At 66.5% G+C, this 23,037-nt stretch carries 22 protein-coding genes; 13 read left to right on the forward strand and 9 right to left on the reverse strand.

Translation table 11 applies throughout. From position 1 onward, the window contains the following. Window positions 1-301 precede the first annotated feature (301 nt). Window positions 302-1,126 (forward strand): AraC family transcriptional regulator, encoded by an 825-nt coding sequence (locus tag QMX85_RS14490; protein ID WP_282341982.1) that lies wholly within the window; start codon window positions 302-304, stop codon window positions 1,124-1,126. Window positions 1,127-1,245: 119 nt separating this feature from the next. Here QMX85_RS14490 and QMX85_RS14495 read toward each other — a convergent pair whose 3' ends face one another. After that, window positions 1,246-1,833: a LysE family translocator gene (locus tag QMX85_RS14495; protein WP_282341983.1), complete on the reverse strand. Its 588-nt coding sequence runs from the start codon at window positions 1,831-1,833 to the stop codon at window positions 1,246-1,248. A 275-nt stretch (window positions 1,834-2,108) separates the two neighbouring features. Here QMX85_RS14495 and QMX85_RS14500 point away from each other — a divergent pair, with 275 nt between their 5' ends. Further along, the gene (locus QMX85_RS14500; RefSeq protein WP_282341985.1) at window positions 2,109-3,377 is read left to right on the forward strand and encodes a DUF445 domain-containing protein; all 1,269 of its coding nucleotides are present in this window, start codon (window positions 2,109-2,111) and stop codon (window positions 3,375-3,377) included. A 14-nt stretch (window positions 3,378-3,391) separates the two neighbouring features. Here QMX85_RS14500 and QMX85_RS14505 read toward each other — a convergent pair whose 3' ends face one another. Beyond that, window positions 3,392-3,745 carry a YkgJ family cysteine cluster protein gene (locus QMX85_RS14505; RefSeq protein ID WP_090228420.1) on the reverse strand — a complete coding sequence of 118 codons (354 nt, stop codon included), beginning with the start codon at window positions 3,743-3,745 and terminating at the stop codon, window positions 3,392-3,394. A 179-nt stretch (window positions 3,746-3,924) separates the two neighbouring features. Here QMX85_RS14505 and QMX85_RS14510 point away from each other — a divergent pair, with 179 nt between their 5' ends. The 4 genes from QMX85_RS14510 (at window position 3,925) to QMX85_RS14525 (ending at window position 10,588) form a co-directional block, all read left to right on the forward strand. Next, window positions 3,925-6,396, forward strand: coding sequence for a TonB-dependent receptor (locus QMX85_RS14510; RefSeq protein WP_282341987.1), 2,472 nt, complete (start codon window positions 3,925-3,927; stop codon window positions 6,394-6,396). Window positions 6,397-6,579: 183 nt separating this feature from the next. Beyond that, window positions 6,580-6,972, forward strand: a complete 393-nt coding sequence (locus tag QMX85_RS14515) for a GFA family protein (RefSeq protein WP_282341989.1) — start codon at window positions 6,580-6,582, stop codon at window positions 6,970-6,972. 271 nt (window positions 6,973-7,243) lie between these two features. After that, a complete protein-coding gene (locus QMX85_RS14520; protein ID WP_282342053.1) occupies window positions 7,244-10,069 on the forward strand; it encodes a PAS domain S-box protein in 2,826 nt (941 codons plus the stop codon). A 96-nt stretch (window positions 10,070-10,165) separates the two neighbouring features. After that, window positions 10,166-10,588: a DUF393 domain-containing protein gene (locus QMX85_RS14525; protein ID WP_282341990.1), complete on the forward strand. Its 423-nt coding sequence runs from the start codon at window positions 10,166-10,168 to the stop codon at window positions 10,586-10,588. 15 nt (window positions 10,589-10,603) lie between these two features. Here QMX85_RS14525 and QMX85_RS14530 read toward each other — a convergent pair whose 3' ends face one another. After that, complete coding sequence (locus tag QMX85_RS14530; RefSeq protein ID WP_282341992.1) at window positions 10,604-11,515, reverse strand: LysR family transcriptional regulator; 912 nt, start codon at window positions 11,513-11,515, stop codon at window positions 10,604-10,606. 84 nt (window positions 11,516-11,599) lie between these two features. Between QMX85_RS14530 and QMX85_RS14535 the strand changes: the two genes are divergently transcribed. Next, window positions 11,600-12,415 carry an NAD(P)H-dependent oxidoreductase gene (locus QMX85_RS14535; RefSeq protein WP_282341993.1) on the forward strand — a complete coding sequence of 272 codons (816 nt, stop codon included), beginning with the start codon at window positions 11,600-11,602 and terminating at the stop codon, window positions 12,413-12,415. A 27-nt stretch (window positions 12,416-12,442) separates the two neighbouring features. Here the strand turns inward: QMX85_RS14535 and QMX85_RS14540 are convergent, their stop codons facing one another. Continuing rightward, entirely contained in the window at window positions 12,443-12,721 is a 279-nt protein-coding gene (locus QMX85_RS14540; protein WP_282341994.1) for a LasR-specific antiactivator QslA, read from the reverse strand. Continuing rightward, the gene (locus QMX85_RS14545; RefSeq protein ID WP_282341996.1) at window positions 12,721-12,975 is read right to left on the reverse strand and encodes a hypothetical protein; all 255 of its coding nucleotides are present in this window, start codon (window positions 12,973-12,975) and stop codon (window positions 12,721-12,723) included. Before QMX85_RS14545 ends, QMX85_RS14540 begins: the two co-directional genes overlap by 1 nt. A gap of 495 nt (window positions 12,976-13,470) precedes the next feature. On the opposite strand from QMX85_RS14545, the gene QMX85_RS14550 reads away from it, so the two are divergent. Then, a complete protein-coding gene (locus QMX85_RS14550) occupies window positions 13,471-14,565 on the forward strand; it encodes a type I restriction endonuclease (protein WP_282341998.1) in 1,095 nt (364 codons plus the stop codon). 472 nt (window positions 14,566-15,037) lie between these two features. Here the strand turns inward: QMX85_RS14550 and QMX85_RS14555 are convergent, their stop codons facing one another. Further along, window positions 15,038-15,949 (reverse strand): AraC family transcriptional regulator, encoded by a 912-nt coding sequence (locus QMX85_RS14555; RefSeq protein WP_282342001.1) that lies wholly within the window; start codon window positions 15,947-15,949, stop codon window positions 15,038-15,040. A gap of 136 nt (window positions 15,950-16,085) precedes the next feature. Between QMX85_RS14555 and QMX85_RS14560 the strand changes: the two genes are divergently transcribed. From QMX85_RS14560 to QMX85_RS14570, 3 genes are all read left to right on the forward strand, one after another. Continuing rightward, window positions 16,086-16,829 (forward strand): SDR family oxidoreductase, encoded by a 744-nt coding sequence (locus QMX85_RS14560; protein WP_282342002.1) that lies wholly within the window; start codon window positions 16,086-16,088, stop codon window positions 16,827-16,829. A gap of 18 nt (window positions 16,830-16,847) precedes the next feature. Further along, complete coding sequence (locus QMX85_RS14565) at window positions 16,848-17,261, forward strand: VOC family protein (RefSeq protein ID WP_282342004.1); 414 nt, start codon at window positions 16,848-16,850, stop codon at window positions 17,259-17,261. A gap of 256 nt (window positions 17,262-17,517) precedes the next feature. Next, window positions 17,518-17,928, forward strand: coding sequence for a VOC family protein (locus QMX85_RS14570; RefSeq protein ID WP_282342006.1), 411 nt, complete (start codon window positions 17,518-17,520; stop codon window positions 17,926-17,928). 135 nt (window positions 17,929-18,063) lie between these two features. Here the strand turns inward: QMX85_RS14570 and QMX85_RS14575 are convergent, their stop codons facing one another. The 3 genes from QMX85_RS14575 to QMX85_RS14585 all read right to left on the reverse strand — a co-directional run bounded on the left by QMX85_RS14575 (window position 18,064) and on the right by QMX85_RS14585 (window position 21,488). After that, window positions 18,064-18,489, reverse strand: a complete 426-nt coding sequence (locus QMX85_RS14575; RefSeq protein WP_090229087.1) for an anti-virulence regulator CigR family protein — start codon at window positions 18,487-18,489, stop codon at window positions 18,064-18,066. A 188-nt stretch (window positions 18,490-18,677) separates the two neighbouring features. Next, window positions 18,678-19,541, reverse strand: a complete 864-nt coding sequence (locus QMX85_RS14580; RefSeq protein WP_282342016.1) for an AraC family transcriptional regulator — start codon at window positions 19,539-19,541, stop codon at window positions 18,678-18,680. Window positions 19,542-19,793: 252 nt separating this feature from the next. Further along, the gene (locus tag QMX85_RS14585; protein WP_282342017.1) at window positions 19,794-21,488 is read right to left on the reverse strand and encodes a 2-isopropylmalate synthase; all 1,695 of its coding nucleotides are present in this window, start codon (window positions 21,486-21,488) and stop codon (window positions 19,794-19,796) included. A gap of 305 nt (window positions 21,489-21,793) precedes the next feature. On the opposite strand from QMX85_RS14585, the gene QMX85_RS14590 reads away from it, so the two are divergent. Both QMX85_RS14590 and QMX85_RS14595 read left to right on the forward strand, forming a co-directional pair. Beyond that, a complete protein-coding gene (locus QMX85_RS14590) occupies window positions 21,794-22,558 on the forward strand; it encodes a helix-turn-helix transcriptional regulator (protein ID WP_282342018.1) in 765 nt (254 codons plus the stop codon). A 126-nt stretch (window positions 22,559-22,684) separates the two neighbouring features. Next, on the forward strand, window positions 22,685-23,029 hold the full coding sequence (locus tag QMX85_RS14595) for a metalloregulator ArsR/SmtB family transcription factor (RefSeq protein WP_282342019.1): 345 nt from the start codon (window positions 22,685-22,687) through the stop codon (window positions 23,027-23,029). Window positions 23,030-23,037: the final 8 nt, after the last annotated feature.

A 23,037-nucleotide genomic window follows, 5' to 3' on the forward strand; every position in this document is an offset into this window, starting at 1 on the left:
GGTGCGCCATGCGCACCGCGAGTGGCCTGACGGGCATCCGTCGGTGCGCACGGCGCACCCTACGGCAGAAGCACAACCCTCTCGCCGCTGATAAAGCGCCTGCCCGGCAACCGCCTCGGTCGAAGCCTCCGCGCGGGCGCCGCTGGCGACAGCGACGCCGCCTGAATCGTAGGGTGCGCCATGCGCACCGCGAGCGACCTGATGGGCATCCGTCGGTGCGCACGGCGCACCCTACGGCAGGAGCACAACCTTCTCGCCACTGATAAAGTGCCTGCCCGGCAACCGCCGCGCAGGTGCCCCAATGACCACCCTCCTTCCCAGCGATCAGCCGCGCTTCTGGCGCGATGATGCTCTGCCCTTCATCGAAGCCCGCTCGGTCGAGGACGGCCGCAAGGTCTGCTACGCGGCGCACTCGCACGCTTTTTTCTCCATCGGCGCGGTCACCGCCGGGAGCTGCACCTATTTCAACGGCAACGCGCGCGAGCCCATCGAGGCAGGCTGCGTGGTGTTGATGAATCCGCAGGCGGTACACGCCTGCAACCCCGTCGACGGGCAACCCTGGTCGTACCTGATGTTCTACGTGGACGCCGCCTGGCTCGGCGCGTTGCAGGGCGAGCTGGGCGCCAGCGCCGAGGGCACCTTCGCGCCGTTCGCGGCGATCCTCAGCCGCGATCCCGCGCTGTTCGCCGCCCTGACCGCGCTGCACGCCACGCTGCTCGACGAGCAGGCCGACACGTCGCACAAGCAGGGCGCGATCGTCGAATGCTTCGGACTGTTGCAGCGCACGCTGGCACCGCGCCCGGCGGCCATGGACGAGGAACCCGCGCAACTGGAATGCGCCGCCCGGTTCATCGACGCCCATTGCACCGAGGCGCTGACCCTCGAAGCCATCTGCGCGGCGGCCGGGCTGTCGCCGTCCTACCTGATCCGCAGCTTCAAGCGCCGCTACGGCATGACGCCCCACGCTTACCTGCTCAACCGTCGCATCCAGCGCAGCCAGCAGTGGTTGCGCCAGGGCCGCGGCCTGGCCGAGGTGGCGCTGGACGCCGGCTTCGCCGACCAGGCGCACTTCCAGCGCTCGTTCAAGCGCCATCTCGCCGCAACGCCCGGCCAGTACCGCGACTGAAAGGGATTGCCAAAAACGCAGGCGAGGCCGTCAGCGCCAGGCAAAAAATAGGCGCAAAGCACCGTTCACGAACGACGTGACGACACCGCAGGTGGCTTTTGAGGTGCCCCGAAGCGCCCTCAGCCCTCCAGCAGATACAGGGCGCTGCCCGCCAGCAGCAGCGCCATCGTCCGGTTGAGCAGGCGCACCCGTGCCGGATGCTGCAGGTGCTGGTGCAGCAGGCTGCCGGCCAGGCCCCAGGCGCCGAGCGAGACATAGCAGATGACGAAATACAGCGCGGCGAACAGCCAGACCCGCGTCAGCTCGCCGTCCGCCGCGAACAGTCCCATGCCCGCCACAGACGCCAGCCAGGCCTTGGGATTCAGCCACTGCATCAACGCCCCGGTCCACAGCGACGGCTGCGCCGCCGGCCGTTGCGTGCCGAGCCGGCCATCGTCGCGCGCCAGCCGCCAGGCCATGTACAGCAGGAAGCCGACGCCGCCCCACTGGATGCCGACCATCAGCAGCGGCGCGCGCTGCAGCACCTGGTAGAGCCCGAGACCGATCAGCAGCAACAGCAGGGTGAAGCCGACCGTGGCGCCGGTCACGTGCCGCAGGCTGGCGGCAAAACCGTGCCGGGCGCCGCAGTTCAGGGCCACCAGATTGACCGGGCCGGGGGTGATGGAAGAGGCCAGCGCGAAGGCGGCCATGGACAGGTAGGGAGTCATCGCGATCTCTGCAGCAGGGAAACCAGCGCTGCAGGCTAGGGATCGCCCCCCGCGGGGTATTGAAGGAAATTACCCTGCGCACACGCTCGGCGAACGCAGGGCAGGTCGCGGCACTCTTTTATCAGGCAAGCTGCCGACCACCGTAATGCGGCTCACACGGTCGCCCGCACTGGCTCCCCTCTTCCATTCATGGGAGAGCGGCTGGGGAGAGGGCCGAAAACACCGCGAAACGGTCGGCCTTCCTATCCCTAACCCTCCTTTGAGCGAGGACATCCATGAGCCGTCTGCTGCACTCCTGGCAATCCCCGGTCGCCCGCATGAAGCTGCTGGCTGGGCTTCTCCTGCTGCTCGCCGCCGCGCTCTACGCGCTGGCCACCGCGATGCAGGCCAGGCATCCGGCCTGGGGCTATCTGGCTTCCTTCGCCGAGGCGGCGATGGTCGGCGCCATCGCCGACTGGTTCGCGGTCACCGCGCTGTTCCGCCGCCCGCTCGGGCTGCCGATTCCGCACACCGCGATCATCCCGCGCAGCAAGGCGCGCATCGGCCGCAAGTTGTCGGACTTCATCACCACGCACTTCCTCGCCACCCCGATGGTGCTGGCCAAGCTGCAACAACTCGACATCGGCGGCCGTCTCGCCGACTGGCTGCGTCATCCGGACAACGCCGGGATGGTCGGTCGCCAATTGATCGGCGTGGCGCGCTTCGGCGTCACCGCGCTGCGCGACGAACCGGTGCGCGACTTCGTCCAGCGCAAGCTGGTCGACCGCCTGCGCGCCGTCGACCTCGCGCCGGCGTGCGGCAGGCTGCTCGAACTGCTCACCGCCCAGGGTCGCCACCAGGCCGTGCTCGACGAGGGCCTGGTGCGCCTGCACGGGCTGCTGCGCGACGACGACACCCGCGCGCTGATCGCCCGCACCATCACCTCGGAAGTGCGCACGCTGCGCTACCTGGGGCTCGGCAAGAGCGTCGGCAACTGGTCGGCGAACAAGCTGGTGGATGGCATCTCCTCGCTGATCGCCGAGGTCGCCAACGACCCGCAGCACCTGCTGCGCAAACGCTTCGACGAACATGTCGCGCTGTATGTCGAGCGCCTAAAGCACGATCCGCACTATCGCCTGGAGGTCGAGCGCCTCCTCGCCCAGTTGCTCGAACACCCGGCCACCACCGCCTACCTGCAGCAGCTCTGGCAGGCGATGGTGCAGTGGCTGCAGGATGACCTGGACAGCGACGACTCGCGCATCGGCCGGCGCATCGTCCGCCTGACCCAGGGCCTCGGCGAATCGCTGGCCGCCGACGCCGCCATGCGCGCCTGGATCAACCAGCAGGCCATGGCCGCCGCGCCGGAGCTGCTGGAGCGCCACCGCGGGCAGATCGGCGACTACATCGCCGACCGCGTGGAGCAGTGGGAAAGCCGCGAACTGGTGGCGCAAATGGAGCAGAGCGTCGGCAAGGACCTGCAGTTCATCCGCATCAACGGCACCCTGGTGGGCGGTCTGGTGGGGCTGGTGCTGCACGCGCTGACGCAACTGGCGGCAGGTTTCTAACAGCGCGCAGGCGGCTAGACCAGCACCTGCCGGGTGGTCGCGATCAGCCGGTGCACCTGGCGCTCGACATGCGCCTCGGTGGGGGTTTCCGGGCCACGCCCGCGCGGGCACGGCAGGCTCGCGGTGGTGCCGAACAGCCGGCAGATCAGCGGCCGCTGGTCGTACACCTGGCAGCCCTGTGGGCCAAGGTGCACGCAGTTGAACTCGGCCAGGGCAGCGTCGTGGTCGGCGTCGCTGCGCACCGGCAGGCGCGCCATTTCCTCGGACGACGCGGTGACCGGCCCGCAGCAATCGTGACAACCGGGCACGCAGTCGAAGCGCGGAATGCGCTGGCGCAGTTGGTCGATCCTGCGGTCGGTACAACTCATCGAGGCTCACTCGGAACGGGCGTGACGCGCATGGTACACCGCCCCGCGCCCTGCCCGCCCCGGCGGCGCCACCCGTACTTAGGTACAACCGCGCCGGACCCAACGAAGGATTTTTTCCCGAGTCTGCCGCCGCTCTAATGGCACGCATCCGCCATTCCTATAAAAACACCGGAGCCGCCATGCGCACCTCGATCACCCTCGCCCTGGTCATGGGTAACGCCTGCGTGTTGCCGTTCGCCATGGCCGCGGACGCTCCCGCGCCCCTCGCCCTCGAACCCATGGAAGTGATCGGCACCCTGCCCTTGCCGTCCTTCGGCACGCCGTCGGACAGCGTCGCCGCGCCGCTGCAGACGTTCGATTCCGAGGACCTCGCCCGCAGCCAGTCGCTGGGGCTGGCCGACTTCCTCGACCGGCAGGTCGCCGGCGTCTACCTCAACGAGATCCAGAACAACCCGCTGCAGCCGGACATCAACTACCGCGGCTTCACCGCCTCGCCGTTGCTGGGCACGCCACAGGGCCTGTCGCTGTACGTCGACGGCGTGCGCATGAACCAGCCGTTCGGCGACGTGGTCAGCTGGGACCTGATCCCCGAGAACGCCATCGCCAGCGCGCAGCTGATGCCCGGCAGCAACCCGCTGTTCGGCCTCAACACCCTGGGCGGCGCGCTGGCGGTGCAGACCAAGGACGGCCGCGCCTATCCCGGCGGCGCCCTGCAGGCCACGCTCGGCTCCTACGGGCGGCGGATCGGTGAAGGGGAATACGGCGGCAGCCAGGGCGCCTGGGACTGGTTCGTCGCCGGCACCTGGTTCGAGGAGGACGGCTGGCGCGACCACTCCGCCTCGGATGCGCAGAACCTGTTCGGCAAGCTCGGCTGGCAGGGCGAAACCACCGACCTGAAGCTGACCTACAGCTTCGCCGACACCGACCTCAACGGTAACGGCATGGTCCCCAGGAGCTTCCTGAGCCGCGACTACGACAGCGTCTACACCCATCCGGACAACACGCAGAACACCGCCAGCTTCCTCAACCTGCAGTGGAACCACGCCGTAAGCGACGACTTGAGCCTGTCGGGCAACGCCTATTACCGGCACATCCGCACTGACACCTTCAACGGCGACATCAACGACGAAGCGCTGCCCGAAGGCGTCGGCGAAGCCGGCCAGAACATCCTGCTGACGCCCGGCGCCTACACCACCGCCGGCAACCTCGCCGCCTGCCTCGCGGAACTGGAACCGGGCGGCGAACCCGGCGAGAAATGCACCGGCGTGATCAACCGCACCGACACCCGGCAACGCAATGCCGGGCTGTTCGCCCAGGCGTCGTTCCGCAACCGGCTGTTCGACCGGGCAAACACCTTCGCCGTGGGCGGCGGCTTCGACTACAGCCAGGTGCGCTTCCGGCAGTCCGCCGAGTTCGGCGCGCTGACCGCCGACCGCGGCATCCTCGGCAGCGGCGTGTATGCCGAGCCCGGCAACGCCTTCAACCTCGACGGAGACCTCGACGACCGCAGCGTCGACCTCGACGGCAACACCCGCACCTGGAGCCTCTACGGCAGCGATACCCTGACCCTCACCGAGCGGCTGAACCTGACCGCCTCGGCGCGCTACAACCATGTCTCGGTGCGCAACCACGACCGCCAGACCCACTACGAACTGGACGGCGACGCGCTGGGCGACGAGATCGACGAGAACGCCTCGCTCAGCGGCACCCACCGTTTCAGCCGCCTCAATCCCGCCATCGGCCTGACCTACGCCCTCACCCCGCGCGTGACCGGCTACCTTGGCTACAGCGAAGGCAGCCGCGCACCGACCACCATCGAACTCGGCTGCGCCAACCCGGAAGCGCCCTGCCGCCTGCCCAACTCGATGGCCGGCGACCCGCCGCTGGAGCAGGTAGTGACCACGACCTGGGAAGCCGGGCTGCGCGGCACGCTGGGCGAACACCTGCAGTGGAACGCCGGAGTGTTCAGCTCGATCAACGTCGACGACATCATGTTCGTCTCCTCCAGCACCAGCGGCAGCGGCTACTTCGACAATTTCGGCAAGACCCGCCGTCGCGGCATCGAGACCGGCTTCGCCGGTGCCTGGGGCGACTGGACGCTGGGCGCCAACTACACCTTCCTCGACGCCACCTACCGCTCCCGCGAGACCTTCCTCGGCGAAGCCAACAGCAGCGCCGACGACGGCACCCTCGGCGTGAAGCCCGGCGACCGCATTCCGCTGATCCCCCGGCACCTCTTCAAGCTGTCGGCCCGCTACGCGCTCAGCGAACGCCTGAACGTCGGCGGCGATGCCATCGCCCTCTCCGGCAGCTACGTGCGCGGCAACGAGAACAACGACCACCAGCGCGGCGGTCTCTACCAGGGCGGCGGCAAGATCGGCGGCTACACGCTGTTCAACCTCACCACCGATTACCGGATCGACCCGCAGTGGCTGGTGTTCGCCCGCGTCAACAACCTCTTCGACCGCGAATACGCCACCGCCGGCATGCTCGGCGCCAACCCCTTCGACGCGGGCGGCACCCTGCGCACCGACGGCCAGTCGGGCAGCGGCGCGGTCAACGGCCGGCGCAGCGCCAGCGTCGGCGAAACCTTCGTCGCCCCCGGCGCGCCCCGCACCGCCTGGGTCGGCGTGAGGTGGGAATTCCAGTAAGGCGACTCGACGCGACCTGGCAGGTGAAGTCCTTTTTACGAGGGATGGGAGAGTCGGGGGCGCAAACGAATGCCCGCGTGGTCGATATGGCGTATCGACTATCCGGCGAGACGCCCGCCAGCCTATCCAGGCCGGCGGACCGATCGGCCACTCTCAAACCTTCACAGCGAGAGGACACGCAGCATGGATCGATTCACCGGAGGTTGCCTGTGCGGCAACGTCAGACTCGTGGCGTCGGGGCGCCCCTATCGCGTCGGCCTTTGCCATTGCCTGGACTGCCGCAAGTACCACGGCGCGCTCTTCCACGTGTCGGCGATCTTTCCCGAGACGGCGGTGACCGTCGAGGGCGAGACGCGGGACTACCAGGGCCGGGTCTTCTGCCCGCGCTGCGGCTCGTCGGTGTTCTCGCGCAGCGCCGATGAAATCGAGGTGAACGTCGGCTCCCTGGATGCCACCGACCAGTTCACGCCCACCTACGAGAGCTGGGTGGTCCGCCGCGAAGGCTGGCTTCCGCCGTTCCCGCTGACGCGGCACTACGCGAAGGATCGCGAAGGCAGCGGTCGCTTCGAGGACTAGCCAGCCCACCTCGCGCAACGCCGCCGCGGCGCCCCGAAACGACCGGTTATCGGCGGGTGCAAAGCCCGGGGGTTTCTGGTCTGATTGCCGCCATAACAGGTCGCGGATACGAGCCCGCCAGAATGAGTGACGTTGCGTGAGTGGGAGCATCCTGAAAAACCTGAGCCGCGAAGCGCTCGAAGCCGAGGTCCTGCGCCTGCGCGCGGCGCTGGAAAAGGCGCAGGTCGACGACCATCGGCCGAGCACCGTCGCCGCGCCGGACCCGGGAGCCCTGCCCGACGACTCCCGGCCCGAAGCCGACCACCTGGGGCTCGGCGGCTGCAAGGCTCGCCAGCGCGCGATCTTCGAAAGCTCGATCGACTTCGCGATGATCGTTTCCGACCCGGACGGCGTGATTACCGACTGGAATCCGGGCGCCACGCACCTGCTGGGCTGGACCGCCGAGGAAATGCTCGGCCAGGACGCTCGGCGGTTCTTCCTCTCCGCCGGGCGGGCCGGCGGCCGGATCGACCACGAGATGCGGCGCGCGCCGGAAGAGGGCTGGCACCTGCGCAAGGATGGCCAGCGCTTCTGGGCCTCCGGAGAAACGGTGCCGCTCTACGATGACGACAACACGCACCTGGGTTACGTCAAGATTCTCCGCGACCGTACCCCCGAGCATCTGGCCAGCCGTGCCATGGAGGAAACCCAGGAGCGCTATCGCCTGGCGGCCAAGGCCACCAACGATGCGATCTGGGACTGGGACCTGATCGCCAACCACGTGCTCTGGAACGATGCGCTGGAAGACGCCTACGGCCACCGCCTGACGCCGCAGGACATGACCGGCGACTGGTGGATCGCGCAGATCCACCCCGACGACCGCGCACGCGTCGACGGCTCGATCCACGCCGTGATCGAGGGCGACACGACGAGCTGGAGCGCCGAATACCGTTTCCGCCGCCACGACGGCAGCTATGCCGAGATCCTCGACCGCGGCCACGTGATTCGCAACGACGAAGGCCAGGCCGTGCGCATGATCGGCGCGATGCTCGACCTGACCCGCCTGCGCACCGCCGAGGCGGCGCTGCGCGAGAGCGAGGAGCGTTTCAGGACGATCCTGGAAACCATCGAGTCGGCGTTCGCCATCGTCCAGGTCAAGTTCGATGCCGACGACCAGCCGGTGGATTACCGCTTCGTCGAAGCCAACCCCGCCTTCGAGCGCCAGGCCGGTGTGAACCTGCGCGGCAAATGGGTCACCGAGTTCGCCCCGGACCTGGAGCGCTTCTGGTTCGAGACCTACGGGCGCGTCGCGAAGACCGGCGAGCCGGCGTCCTTCGAGAGCTACGCGAGGGCCTTCGAGCGCTGGTTCGACGTGCGCGCGGTTCGCGTGGGCGACCCCGCCGACCGGCAGATCGCGATCATCTTCAGCGACGTCACCGCCCGCCACGCCGCCGAGGACCGCCTGCGCGCCAGCGAAGCCATCGCGCGGCAGAACATCGAACGCGTGCAGCTCGCCCTCGCCGCCGGCGCCATCATCGGCACCTGGAACTGGGACCTGCCCACCGACCGGTTCAACATCGACGAAGGCTTCGCCCGCAGCTTCGGCATCGACCCGGCTCTCGGTCGCGAAGGCCTCAGCCTCGAACAGGTGATCACGACCGTCCACCCCGAGGACCGCAACGCCTTGATCGCCGCGATCGACAAGGCCATCTGCAGCGGCGGCGCCTACGCCCATCAGTACCGGGTGCGACGCGCGGACGGCCGGTACTACTGGATCGAGGCGAACGGCCGTGTCGACCTCGCCGAGGATGGCCCCCCGCTGCGCTTCCCCGGGGTGCTCATCGATGTGGAGGAACGCCGCTCCGTCGAGGCCGAGCGCGACCGCGCCAACGCCGCGTTGCGCGCGCTCAACGACACCCTCGAGCAGCGTGTGTCCGAACGCACCACCGAGCTGATGCAGGCCGAGGAGAAGCTGCGCCAGTCGCAGAAGATGGAAGCGGTCGGCCAGTTGACCGGCGGCCTCGCCCACGATTTCAACAACCTGCTGGCAGGCATCTCCGGCGCACTCGACCTGATGAGCGCGCGGATCGCCCAGGGCCGCTGGAACGACCTCGACAAGTACATCGTCACCGCCCAGGGCGCGGCCAAGCGCGCCGCCGCCCTGACGCATCGGTTGCTGGCCTTCTCCCGGCGCCAGACCCTGGACCCGCGGCCGACCGACGTGAACGGCCTGATACGGGGCATGACCGAGCTGATCCAGCGCACGGTCGGCCCCGGTATCGTGGTCGATACGCTGGCCACGCCGGCCCTCTGGCCGACGCTGGTGGATGCCAGCCAGCTGGAAAACGCGCTGCTGAACCTGTGTCTCAATGCCCGCGATGCCATGCCGGGCGGTGGCCGCATCGTCATCGAGACGGCTAACCGCTGGCTGGATCACGAGTCCGCGGGCGTGCTGGACATGCCCGGCGGCCAGTACCTGGCGCTGTCCGTCACCGATAACGGCACCGGGATGACGGCGGATGTCATGGCGAAGGCCTTCGACCCGTTCTTCACCACCAAGCCCATCGGCCAGGGCACCGGGCTCGGCCTGTCGATGATCTACGGCTTCGCCAAGCAGTCCGGCGGCCAGGTGCGCCTGCATTCCGAAGTGGGCCAAGGCACCACGATCTCCCTCTACCTGCCGCGCTTCCACGGCGATGCGGGGGAGGACGAGGACGACACGGACGCGCTGCCGGCGGAGTTCGCCGACGCCGGCGAGACGATCCTGATCGTCGACGACGAGCCGACGGTGCGCCTGCTGCTGACCGAAGTGCTGGGCGATCTCGGCTACACGCTGATCGAGGCGGCGGACAGCCTTTCCGGGCTCAAGGTGCTGCAGTCGGATGTGCACATCGACCTGCTGATCACCGATGTCGGCCTGCCCGGCGGCATGAACGGCCGGCAGATGGCGGACGCGGGACGCGAAACCCGTCCCGACCTTAAGACGCTGTTCATCACCGGGTACGCGGAAAACGCCGCGGTCGGCAACACCCAGCTCGGGCCGCGGATGCAGGTGCTGACCAAACCCTTCGCTATCGACGCGCTCAGCGCCCGGGTGCGCGAACTGCTGGCGGTCTAGGTCGCCCGGCCGCGCGCGACCTGCCGTACGGTCGCGACGTCCGCCGCGCGCCCTTGGTCTACCGCCCATGATCCACCGCACACACCTGGAGAGCCGATGAAGACCCCGGAATTTCCGCTGACGCTGTATGTCGACCTAGCCTGCCCGCTGTGTGCACGCGAGGTGCGCTGGCTGGCCCGGCATGCCCGCCCCGAACGGCTGGTCATGCGGGACATCAGCGCGCCGGACTTCGATGCCGCGGCCAGTGGGCGCAGCCTCCAGCAGTTGAGCGAATGCCTGCATGCGCGCAGCGCCAGCGGCGAATGGCTGACCGGTATCGACGCCACGCTCTGGGGCTGGCGCGCAGCCGGAGTTGGCCGCTGGGTCGCACCGCTGGCCTGGAAGCGGCTGCGGCCGCTGTTCCTGGCAGGCTACCGGCTGTTTGCCCGCGCCCGCCCGCACCTGGCCTGGTTGCCGCATCCCGACGCCAGCCGGCGCTGCCAGGATGCCTGCCCGACGGACGAACCGCCCGGCCGCTGAGGCAGCGGTTTTCCCCTACACGGCGGCGTCCGCCTCGATGCTCCCCACGATGTGTTCGCGCAGCCAGCGGTGCGCCGGGTCGCGGTGCGAGCGTTCGTGCCAGAGCATGATCATCTCGTAACCTGGCACCGCCACCGGCGCCTCGACCACGCGCAACGCAGGATTACCGCGCACCAGTCGCCACGGCAGCATCGCCACCAGGTCGGTGCTGCCCAGCGCCGCGATCACGAAGAGGAAATGCGGGACGGACAGCGCCACCCGGCGCGACAGCCCGGCCGCGGCCAGCGCCTCGTCGGTGACGCCACGAAAACCGCCGCCGTCCGGGGAGACGATCACCTGATCGAGCTGGCAGAAGCGCTCCAGCGACGGCGCCGTCTGCAACGCCGGATGCCCGGCTCGCCCCGCCAGCACGTAGCGCTCGGCGAACAAGGTGCGCCCGTGCAGTCCGGGCGGCGCGCCGTCCAGGGTGTGGAACGCCAGGTCGACTAGCCCCTGCTCCAGTTGCTTGGCAATGCGTGGCGGCACCAGCTCGACCACCGCCAGGCGCGACTCCGGCGCCTGCGCGGCGAACCCCGCCAGCGCCGGCAGGACCAATGTGGTCTCGCCGTAGTCGGTCGCGGCGAGACGCCAGGTCTGCTGCGCGGTCAACGGATCGAACGGCGCCGAGGGTGCCACCGCACGGCCCAGCGCTTCGAGCGCCTGGCGCAGCGGCTCGCGCAGCTCGTCGGCCTTCGCCGTGGGGCGCATGCCGCGCGGGCCCGGCATCAGCAATGGATCGCCGAAGAACTCGCGCAACTTGGCCAGGTGCACGCTGACCGAAGGCTGCGCGAGGTGGAGCCGCTCCGCCGCGCGGGTGACGTTGTGCTCGGTAAGCAGCACGTCGAGCGTGAGCAGCAGGTTCAGATCGAGCTTTCTGAGATTGTTCACGGCTATACCAGGGATTTCGGATATTCATTTCCACAATACCGGACGCACGATCATCCTGCGCGCATCCGACCGTGGAGCTTTCCGATGAACATCCTTCTGGTATACGCGCACCCCGAACCCCAATCCCTCAACGGCTCGCTGAAGGACTTCGCCGTCCGCCACCTCGAAGCCGCCGGGCACCACGTGCAGGTCTCCGACCTCTATGCCATGCGCTGGAAACCCACGCTGGATGCGGACGACAGCCTGGCGCCGCGAGGTGCGGAACGCTTCGACCCCTCCGCGGACTCGAAACACGCCTTCGACAACGGCCTGCAAAGCCCGGACATCGCCGCCGAACAGGCCAAGCTGCTCTGGGCCGACGCGGTGATCCTGCAGTTTCCGCTGTGGTGGTTCAGCCTGCCGGCGATCCTCAAGGGCTGGGTGGACCGCGTGTACGCCTGCGGCTTCGCCTATGGCGTGGGCGAGCACTCCGACGCCCGCTGGGGCGAGCGCTACGGCGAAGGCACGCTGGCCGGCAAGCGCGCGATGCTGGTGGTGACCACCGGTGGCTGGGACAGCCACTACGGCCCGCGCGGGATCAACGGGCCGATCGACGACCTGCTGTTCCCGATCCAGCACGGCATCCTCTACTACCCCGGCTTCGACGTGCTGCCGCCCTTCGTCGCCTACCGCACCGGCCGCACCGACGCGGCCCGCTACGCCGCGCTGTGCGAGCAACTCGGCGAGCGCCTGGACACCCTGTTCAGCACCGCACCCATCGCCTTCCGCCGGCAGAACGGCGGCGCCTACGAGATCCCCGCGCTGACCCTGCGCCCGGACATCGCGCCGCAGCGGACCGGCTTCGCCGCGCACATCCAAGGGCCGGACGAAGCGCGCGGCGATAGCGGCGAACGCAGATAGCAACGGCCGATCCGCGCCGGCCCCGTGCTAGCCCGTCGGCCGGCCGCCGGCGCCCGGCGAGCGCAATCGCTGGTGCAAGCGGCTGAGAAAACCGATATCGAAAGCCCGGCGCGCGGCCTCGCTCCTCAGCAGGTCACGCTCGGCCAGCATCCCGGCCCACAACCAGCCGGGATTGGGGGTCTCCAACCAGGCCTGCGCGCAGTTCGCGCCCAGATCGAAGGCAGCCTGCTGCCTGGCCGGGAGGTTGATTTCGACGCCGGGATGCTCGTCGTGGGCGGCCAGCCGGCACACACCACGGCGACTCATCAACCGCCCTCCCTGGCCTGCTCGATGGCATTGACCAGCAGCGCCGCCAACTCACGAATACGCGCCCGTACCTGGCGGATGTCCCTCGCGTCCAGGTACATCATCTGGTCGTTTTCCGGCTCGGCGGAGCCGAACTGGCGCAACAGCAACGCCAACTGCAACTCGGCTTCGATCCGGTAGGGATAGTTCTTCTCACGCGCGCCCGCGGCAGACGCTTGCAGTGAAGGGAAGGCGATGTGGTTCGACTCAGCCACGGCACACCTCCAGAACGAAGGTGATCGATACGACGCAAACAGCAGGGAGGTGCCCGTGCGTAAAAGGGGGATAGCGCATTTTCCTTATGCTCCTTCGTGAATTAAGGAGCCGCGCTCCAACCGTTACCACACGGATGGAGGCGGACCGTGCAAGGGTGGTAAACCGGCTCACGAAGGAATGCCGGCCGAGCCGAAGCCCGCCTCACACGGCCCGCCATAAGTGCACGAGAAAACAACAGGCATAAAAAAAGCGCCTGCTCTCGGCTATAGCGCTACCGCGCCTTCGTGTATTTCCGGGTTACCACACCCAGGCCACGGGGATTGACCGTGACCGGCGCACTCTAGCGCGGGGGGTGGGGGTAGGACAAGGAAGTTGGGGTTGGCAGTGGGCCGCCGCGGCTGACTGTCGACGGCGGGGATTGGGGCGAATAACATCGGAGCGCAGGCCGACCAGACAACCACGGTAGCTGCGGAAGTTTTCCAAGGGAGGGAGACATGGAGTTCGAAGAGAGGCTGGCCAGCATGGCCGCGAAGATCCGCCAACAGAAGGCTGCAATTCAAACCGAGGAGGCCACCAAGAACGCCTTCATCATGCCGTTCATTCAGAACGTACTGGGTTATGACGTTTTCGATCCACTGGAAGTGGTTCCGGAATTCGTTTGCGACGTTGGAACCAAGAAAGGCGAGAAGATCGACTACGCCATCCTGAAGGGTGGGCAAATCCAGATTCTCATCGAGAGCAAGAAGATTGGCGAGTCGCTGAACATCAACCACGCCAGCCAGCTTTTCCGATACTTCCACGTCACAACGGCGCGTATATCAATCCTCACCAACGGCCAGGTGTACCGGTTTTTCACCGATCTCGACGCGCCGAACAAGATGGATGAAAAGCCCTTCCTGGAGTTCGACCTTCTCGACATCGACGACCATGTTGTGCCCGAGTTGCAGAAGCTGACGAAGTCGGCCTTCGACGTGGACTCGATCATCAGCGCGGCTGGCGAGCTGAAGTATGTCGGGCAGATCAAGCGCGTCCTGGCCGCCCAGTTCAGCCAGCCGGATGACGACTTCGTTCGCTATTTTGCATCGCGCGTTTACGAGGGCACGATCACCCAGAAGGTGCGTGACCAGTTCGCCCAGCTGACGCGGAAAGCGACGGTGCAGTTTCTAAGTGACCAGATCAACGAGCGGCTGAAGTCGGCCATAACCGGCAGCTCTCAGCCCGTGATTGTTACTCAGGCGCCTGCGGAGCAGGCCCCACCGCTGGTTGTATCGGATGAGCCCGAAGAAAAGGACAGGGTGGTTACGACCGAAGAGGAGATGGAGGGCTACAACATCATCCGCGCCATTGTCCGGGCCGATATAGACGTGAAACGCATCGCGCACCGCGACACGCAGAGCTATTTCGGTGTCTTGCTGGACGACAACAACCGCAAACCGCTGGCGCGTCTGCACTTCAATCGAGCCCAGAAGTATCTGGGCTTGTTCGATGCGGAGAAGAACGAAACACGCCATCCGATCAATACGCTCGATGACATCTTCGCCCACGCAGATGCGCTTCGAGCAACTGCCCAGGCATACGCCACTGCTTAGCGGGGATTGGCAGCAAGTAGGGTAGACAGCGCTTTATCTCTCCACGGCTCCAACATCCCAGCGCCGCCGTAGGGTGGACAACTTTTTTTGTCCACCGGATTCATCGACAGGCCAGCGCTGGGTGAATGCTGGCTCGGCGAGAGACGGGTTCTGGTCGATGGAAACCTTCCTGCGAACCCACTCCTGGCCGAAATCGCAATAGCGTCTAAACCGCGAAGCGTTTTTCCACCGGCAAGATCGAAGCCCGAAGTGATTGGTGGGCCAGATATTCACGTGGCCGGAAAAGCCGGTGGACAAACAAGGCGTTGTCCACCCTACGAAAGCAGGTTCCCTCCGCGGCCGCTGAGTGGTTCACACCAGATCGAATGCGCCTTGGCGCCTGGCCGGAAGGTTGATTTCAACGGCGGGGTGATCGATCCGACACACGACCGAACAGCACGAATGCCCAGGCGGACTGCCCGTCCCGGTCCAGCTAACCCTGGAGGGGGATAGGATTTCTGGGTGCGCGGGTTTCGCCAAGAATTCTTCCTGCATCCCTGGCAGGCGGGAGGCCGAACACCTTCACATAGTCCCGGCTGAATTGCGTTGGGCTTTCATAGCCCACCTCGAAGGCGGCCTGGGTGACGTTCCTGCCGCTGGCGACCATCAGCATCCGTGCCTGGAGCAAGCGCACGCGCTTTTGATACTGCAAGGGGCTCAAGGTCGTCACCGCCTTGAAGTGCCGGTGAAAGGCCGAAACGCTCATTGCCGCTCTCTGAGCCAGGCGCTCTACCCTGATCGGCTCGGCGAAATCCCGACGAATCCACTGGATGGCCGTGTTCACTCGGGCCATGGCGGTATCCGGTGCGGCGATTTCCCGAAGCATCCAGCCATGGGGACCTTGCAGGACGCGAAACAGTATTTCGCGCTCGTACGCGGGCGCGAGGGCTGCGATGGCGTCCGGGTTGCCCATCAGTCGCATCATGCGCACCCAGGCATCCATCAGCTCGGGCGTGACGGCCGCTACCGAGAAGCCCGGGTCGCCTTCATGCCGGTCGGCAGGTTTGGGCAAGTCCGCCAGGAGTGTGGCCAGCACGGCGGGATCGAGCGTCAGGCTGATGGCCAGGTAGGGTTCGCCCGAGGGCGCGGGGTGCACCGTGCCCACTGCGGGTAGCTCGATGGACATGACGAAATAGGTCGCCGGGTCATAGCGCAGCGTGCGGTCTCCCACGCTCATGGTTTTGCTGCCCTGCAGGATCAGGTTGATCATCGGGTCATAGACCGCCGCCAGCATATGCTCGGGAACCTTGCCCTGAACCATGGCGACGCGCGGGATACCCGTTTCCGTGCGGCGGTTCTCGGCCATGGCAGCCAGGGTGCGGAGTTCTTTCAACTGATCGTTCATGCCGGCCATGCTGAATGGAGCAGCGGGAACGACGCAAGCAAAAAGCAGAAACAGGCAGGTTTCGAGCAGGAACGGCTGCGAGCGCGATGACCAGGACTCCTAATGTGGAGGCTCATGCGATCACCTGGATCACGTCATGGGCGTCATCGTCATAACCGGAGGCAGTCGAGGGATCGGTGCCCGTACAGCGGAACAGGTCGCCCTGCGCGGAATGGGCGTCATTCTGACGTACAACCAGCATCCGGATGCCGCGGATGAGGTGGTGCGACGCATCACAGAAGCGGGAGGCAAGGCCGTTGCACTCAAGCTCGACGTGGCGGATGTCGGCAGTTTCGAAGCATTCCGTGAAGCCGTTCTCGCTGCACTGCGGCAAACCTGGGATACGACCACCCTCGCAGGCTTGGTGAACAATGCCGGTTACGGCCTGTTCAACCCGCTGGAGTCGGTCAGCGAGGCGCAGTTCGATAGTCTGTTCGACGTTCATCTCAAGGGGCCTTTCTTCCTGACGCAGGCCTTGCTGCCTCACCTGGAAGAAGGCGCCAGCATCGTCAACCTGACCAGTGCCACCACCCGGGTGGCCACTGCAGGAGTGGCACCTTACGCCGCGTTCAAGGGTGGATTGGAGGTGCTGACGCGTTACATGGCCAAGGAGTTCGGCGACCGGCGTATCCGCGCCAACGCGGTATCTCCCGGGGCGATCCGAACCGAGTTGGGCGGCGGGCTCAATGAGGCGTTCGAGGCGATGCTGGCGGCACAAACGGCGCTAGGCCGGGTCGGTGAGCCAGACGATGTCGCCCGCGTCATCGCCATGTTGCTGTCCGAGGACGGAGCCTGGATCAATGCCCAGACCCTCGAGGTCGCGGGCGGCTACATCATCTGAACGAGCGGGAGGCGCGCCATGCTGGACCACATTTTTCTGTCCGTGAGCGATATCGAGCGCTCTATCCGCTTCTACGAAGCGGCCCTGGCGCCGCTGGGCATTGCCACGCGCCTGGACTACGACGGCAAGGATGGCCCGCCCGGGCATCCGGACCTCAAGGGCTTCGGCGCCCACGGGCGCATGTTCTTCTGGTTACGCGCGGGTGAGGTCGATAGTCGCTCGGTGCATGTCGGGTTCGTCGCGAGCAGCAAAGCCCAGGTTGAACGCGCCTACGCGGCCGCACTGGCCCATGGCGGGTTCGACAAGGGCCCGCCGGGCGCGCGCCTGCACTACGACCCCAACTACTACGCCGCGAATGTTCTGGACCCAGATGGGTACAGCCTGGAGTTCGTCTACAAGAACTGGCAGCACCCTCAGGGAAGAACTCAGTGATCCACGGCGTAGCCGGCCATGTGGGCTGCATGGGCGACGATCCCCTGTCACAGGGGCTGGACGTCGCGACAGCCACGCGCATCGCCCCCCTCTGCACCGCTACCAGTTGGCTGATCGGGTGTAGAGACACGGCGTCACCCACGCGGTTTTCATTGAACTCCAGGGACGTTCACACGGCCACGTTCGCCCCTGACCCGCTCGCTGTAGCGGCTGAATTCAAACCTGCCGAATGATCGGCGTTTTTAGGAATAACCTGATGAGTCAATTCGTTGGATCTGCAATCGATCATCTGGGCATTGGTGTTTCGGACATTCTGCTGGCGCGCCTCTTCTACAATCAGGCGCTCGCACCACTGGGGATCACCTTGATGATGAGCATCGACGCCGATCCGCCTCAATCGAAGCCTCGGCGGCTGGGGTTCGGTTCTGCAGGCAAGCCCTTCCTCTGGCTGCACGAGGCTCCCATCCCCAGTTCCGGAGCGCACATCGCGCTGATCGCCGACAGTCGAGAGGCTGTCGACGCGTTCCATGCGGCAGCCATGGCCGCTGGCGGCAGCGACAACGGTGCGCCCGGGCTCCGGCCCCGTTACCACACCGACTACTACGCCGCCTATGTATTGGGCCCTGACGGCGTGAATCTGGAGGCTGTTTGCCAGCGCGCGACTTGAGCATACAGGGCGTTGTCCAGCCTGGCGCCTGACCTTTCCAGGCTGCCTGGCTCAGCGATGACGGCAAGGCGCTGTGAGGTCCGGGAGGCGGACCGAATGGACGATGGCTTCGCCCCGGTAGCTCCTCGTCATTCGCTAATCCAGAACGCCACGCAGGACTTCGTAGATCACACCGGTAGCGATGGTCACCAGAAGCAGATCCGTGCCCACCTGCTGCCACTCATACCCCTCGTAGTGCGGGAGGCGACCGAGCAGGCGGCTATCCAGCTTCTTCGCGATTCCAGGAGGAAGAGGTTTGCCGCGGGCAAGGTTCTTCTGGATTCCCGGGGGTAATGAGGCGCCTGGACTCCAATAGTCGCGATTGTCATTGAGGATGACGCGCACCCCGCCTGAATCGATGTCCGGGCTACCTTGCCAACCGCCTCCAGCGCCCTGCTCGTTGTGGGCTCCCTTGCCATGCTTATTGCCTTTACCGCCCCCCGGATCGGCAAGCAGCGCAGGCGTAGCACCGATCAAAGAGACGCTAAGAAGGACCGACAACAGCGTCTTGAATTCAGGCATCTGCATATTCTCCAGTGATTCGCTTCGTTTCCCAGGCTCGCGATTTGCCTGGATAGCTGACGGCGAAAAGCACTTTCGGTTCCGTGCTACGCAACTTCCGGCAGCGGTGGCCGGGCGAAGGTAGACGCTGGAGCAAGCAGCCAGGAGCCGATGTCGGACGCCCGGCGGCAAAGTACGAACGCTCCAGGTTATTGCAGCGGGACATAGATGTCCGTCTGGCACGCCTCTAACGGTGTCTCGGGGAAGACGCTCAGGTAGTGGAAGAACAGCGGGTGGTCGCGGAGCTCTTCGTTGCTGCCAGGCAGCCAGTCGCGATAGATCGGATAGATGCTCTCGCCGATGTGATCGGGCGAGCCGATATGGCGAACGACCGCGCAGCGGCCGCCGGGAATGATCATCTCGCGGACGCCGTAATCGTTCGGCAGCACGGCCCCATCGAGTTCGCCGCAGAGGGCGAAGCGAAATTCTTCCGCCGGAGTCGTGTCGGGGTTGCCGTAGGGAATGCCGAAGGTGCGCTGGGTGCCTACCGGCGACTGCCCGCTGCTCTTACGCCACTGGATGAATCGGCGCACGCTCTCGTCCAGCTGTGCGGGAGGGCCGCAGTGATCGAGCGCGGCGACCCGGACTTCGGCGAAATCAACGATACGTACCTGCATGCTAATGCTCCTGGAAAAATGGGGAATGGAGAAAACCGCATGCCAGGTCTGCCAGTTCGGCGCCTGCCGGAACGCACTGGGCGCCATGCCGAAGTCCCGTCGAAAGGCCCGACTGAATGCCTCGGGGCTGTCGAAGGCGGCGTCGAGCGAGGCGTCCAGCACCGAGTATTCCGCGCCGGACGCCAGCCGATGCGCCGCGCGCCGGAGACGCATCAGCTGCACATAGCGCGCAACCGGCACGCCCACATGGGCGGTGAATTGCCGGTGGAAGTGAAACGCCGAGAAATGCGCCACCTCGCTCAGGGTCTTCAGCGAAAGGTCACCCCCCAGGTGGTCATCGATGTAGGCGAGCACGACGTCGAAGCGTTTGCCGTAGGCAGTCGGAATTTCGGGCACTGGACGCTCCTGGTTATGCGGTCGGCGACAGCATCTCCCGATCCGCAACGGGCGCGCCTAGCAGGACTTGCTCAGGTTACGCCCATGGCGGCCGCCTCCGCCGGTCAGCCGCGGCTATCTGTTAGCACGGCGGTGGCCGCCATGGTGAGGCGTCGGCTTGTATTGCCATCGGCCGAGGGCGGGCATTGGACGGCGAGCACTTCGCAGTGCCCACCTGTGCTGCCGAGGCCTCTTGTGGCCACTGACGTGCGACTAGCTCAGCCTTTCAACCTTGAGCAACTGCGCCGGGCCTTCGTCGAAGCGGGACACCGCGACCAGCAACGCCTGGATCGAGGCGACGACGATGTTCGCATGGCTGCCCGCGCCGAAGCGCGAGCCGGCCACGCCCGGCCAGGCTACCTCGACCAGCGCCAGGGCATTGGCGGCGGCACCGCCCCCCAGGCTGCGTTCCTCGTAGCTGTCGACCCGGATGGGCAGGCCCAGCGCCGCCACGGCAGCGTCGATGGGGCCGTTACCGATGCCCTGCAGCGTCTGCCGGCGGCCGCCTGGCAGCTCGATCTCCAGCCTCAGGCCCTGGCCAGCCTCCGCCTCGAACAGCTGATGGCCGAAATAGACGAGCTCTCCACCGGCGAGCGCGGGTGCCAGGTAGTGGCGCTGGAACAGCTCCCACAGTTCGGCGCTGGTCAGCTCGGTCTCGCTGCTGTCGGCCATCTTCTGCACGATGGCGCTGAACTCGACCTGCATGCGCCGCGGCATCGACACGCCGTGGTCGCGCTGCAACAGGTAGGCGATGCCGCCTTTGCCCGACTGGCTGTTGACCCGCACGATGCTGTCGTAGGTGCGCCCCAGGTCTTTCGGGTCGATCGGCAAATAAGGCACTTCCCAGATGCCATTCGGGTCCTGTGCGGCGAAGCCCTTGGCGATGGCGTCCTGGTGCGAGCCGGAGAAGGCGGTGAACACCAGGTCGCCGACATAGGGATGGCGTGGATGGATCGGCAGCCCTGTGCAGGTCTCGGCGACCCGCGCCACGCCGGCGATGTCGGAGAAGTCCAGGTGCGGGGCGACGCCCTGGGTGTAGAGGTTCAACGCCAGGGTGACCAGATCGAGGTTGCCGCTGCGCTCACCGTTGCCAAACAGGCAGCCTTCCACCCGCTGGGCGCCGGCCAGCAACGCCTGCTCGGCGCAGGCCACGCCGGTGCCGCGGTCGTTGTGCGGGTGAACCGAGAGCACCACGTGCTCACGGCGCTCCAGGCGCTCGTGCATCCATTCGATCTGGTCCGCGAACACGTTCGGCGTCGCCACCTCTACCGTGGTCGGCAGGTTGATGATGACGGGCCGCTCGGGGCCGGCATCCCAGGTGCGAATGGCGGCGTTGCACATGCGCAGTGATACCTCCAGTTCGGCCATGCAGAAGGTCTCCGGGGAGTACTGCAGCACCCATTCGGTCTGCGGATGCGCCGCCACCTTGACCTTGAGCAGTTGCACGTGACGCACCACCAACTGCTCCACTTCATCGACCGAGAGGCCAAACACCACCCGCCGCCACACCGGTGCGATGGCGTTATACAGGTGCACGATCACTCGCCGCGCGCCGACCACGGCGCGCACGGTCTCGTCGATGAGGTCCTCGCGAAGCTGGGTCATGACCATGGGCGTGACGTCGTCGGGGATGCCGCCCTCGTCGATCAGCTGGCGGATGATCTCGAAATCGGTGCGCGAGGCGGCCGGAAAGCCCATCTCGATCTCCTTGAAACCGAGGCGCACCAGCTCGCCGAACAGGTGCAGCTTGCGTTGCCGGTTCATCGGCTCGAACAGCGCCTGGTTGCCGTCGCGCAGGTCGGTGGACAGCCACACCGGCGCCTGGGCGATACGGCGCGATGGCCAGCGGCGGTTGGGCAGGTCGATGGAGGGAGAAGCACGGTACTTGGTTTGCGGATTGCGCAGCATGGGCGAACCTCGAACGGGAGAGCGAACAGTGCCGACCTCCCCTGCCCGCCATGGCGGGCTGTTCAAGGCCGGGATCTGGAGGAGATCGCAAGTCGGCGCCGCACACGCGGCGACAGACCCCGGCCGAAGCTCAGGGCAAGTAGCGTCAGCGAGGGCAGGGGAAGATTCATGGCGTGGTTCCGGTCAGACAGGTGCCCAGCATAAGTAGCGGGAAGAATGACCACGCACGACAAATGGCCCATTGTTGTCGCCAAATGGTCATTCCTGCCGCTAAGCTGGCGGGCCACGCATCCTGGCCCCGCCCCATGGTCGACCACAGCCAACTGCCCCACGAAGCCCTGGCGATGCCGGTCACCGGCGTGTCGGTCGACTACCCCAACGGTCACCAGGTGCCCGCCCACAGCCATCCGCGCGCGCAGCTGATCTATGCGACCTCCGGAGTGTTGCTGGTGGAGACCGCGGCCGGTCGCTGGGTCATACCGCCAACCCGCGCCGTATGGGTGCAGGCGGGCGTCGAGCACGCCCTGCGCATCCGCGGCAAGGCCTGCATGCGCAGCCTGTTCGTCAGCCCCGACGCCATCGACGGCCTGCCCACGGGCAACTGCGTGATCGATGTGTCACCCCTGTTGCGCGAACTCATCCTGGCGGCCACCCAGGCGCCGGCGCAGTACAGCGCCGACAGCCGGGACGGCCGCCTGATGCGCTTTCTCCTCGACGAACTCTGTAGCCTGCCGGTGCTGCCCTTCCACCTGCCCTGGCCGGAGGACGAGCGCATCGCCCGCGTCTGCCTGGCCCTGACGCAACACCCGGCGCAGGCCGATGGCGCCGGGCATTGGGCAGACCGACTGGCCATGAGCCCGAAGACCTTTCACCGCCGCTTTCTGGCCAGCACCGGCATCACCTTCGGCCGCTGGCGCCAACAGGCGCGCCTCTTGCTATCCCTCGAAGCCCTGGCCGAAGGCCAGCCGGTGCTGCACGTGGCCTTGCAGCATGGCTACGAGAGCCAGAGCGCGTTCGCCGCCGCGTTCCGACGGCAGTTCGGCGTCGCGCCGTCGAGCTTCTACAGATGAAACGGCAAGCGCGTGGGCGAATGACGAGCAAACCTGAGTGGCCGGGCGCTGAAGGTCGAGATCGATTAGCCTGTCCTTCACATATGGAAATCCGTATATTCGTTTTCCCGTATGTGAGGTGACGCCATGATCACTCCGCCCGAAGTCTTCAGGAACCTGGCTGACGAGACCCGTGCTCGCGCCACGTTGCTCATCGCCAGCCAGGGCGAGCTTTGCGTCTGTGAGCTGGTCTGCGCCCTAGACGACAGCCAGCCGAAGATCAGCCGCCACCTGGCGCAGCTACGCGGCAGCGGCCTGCTGCGGGATCGCCGCCAGGGCCAGTGGGTCTATTACCGCCTCAATCCCGAACTGCCCGCCTGGGTGCAGGAGATGCTGCAGGTCACCCTGCAGGCTAATGCACAGTGGCTGACCGACAACACCCTCCGCCTGCAGAACATGGACGGCCGCCCCGTCCGTGACGCCTGCTGCTGACCCTTCGA

The organism is Pseudomonas sp. PS02288 (assembly GCF_029959715.1).
In the GTDB taxonomy this organism is placed as follows: Bacteria; Pseudomonadota; Gammaproteobacteria; order Pseudomonadales; family Pseudomonadaceae; genus Pseudomonas_O; species Pseudomonas_O kuykendallii.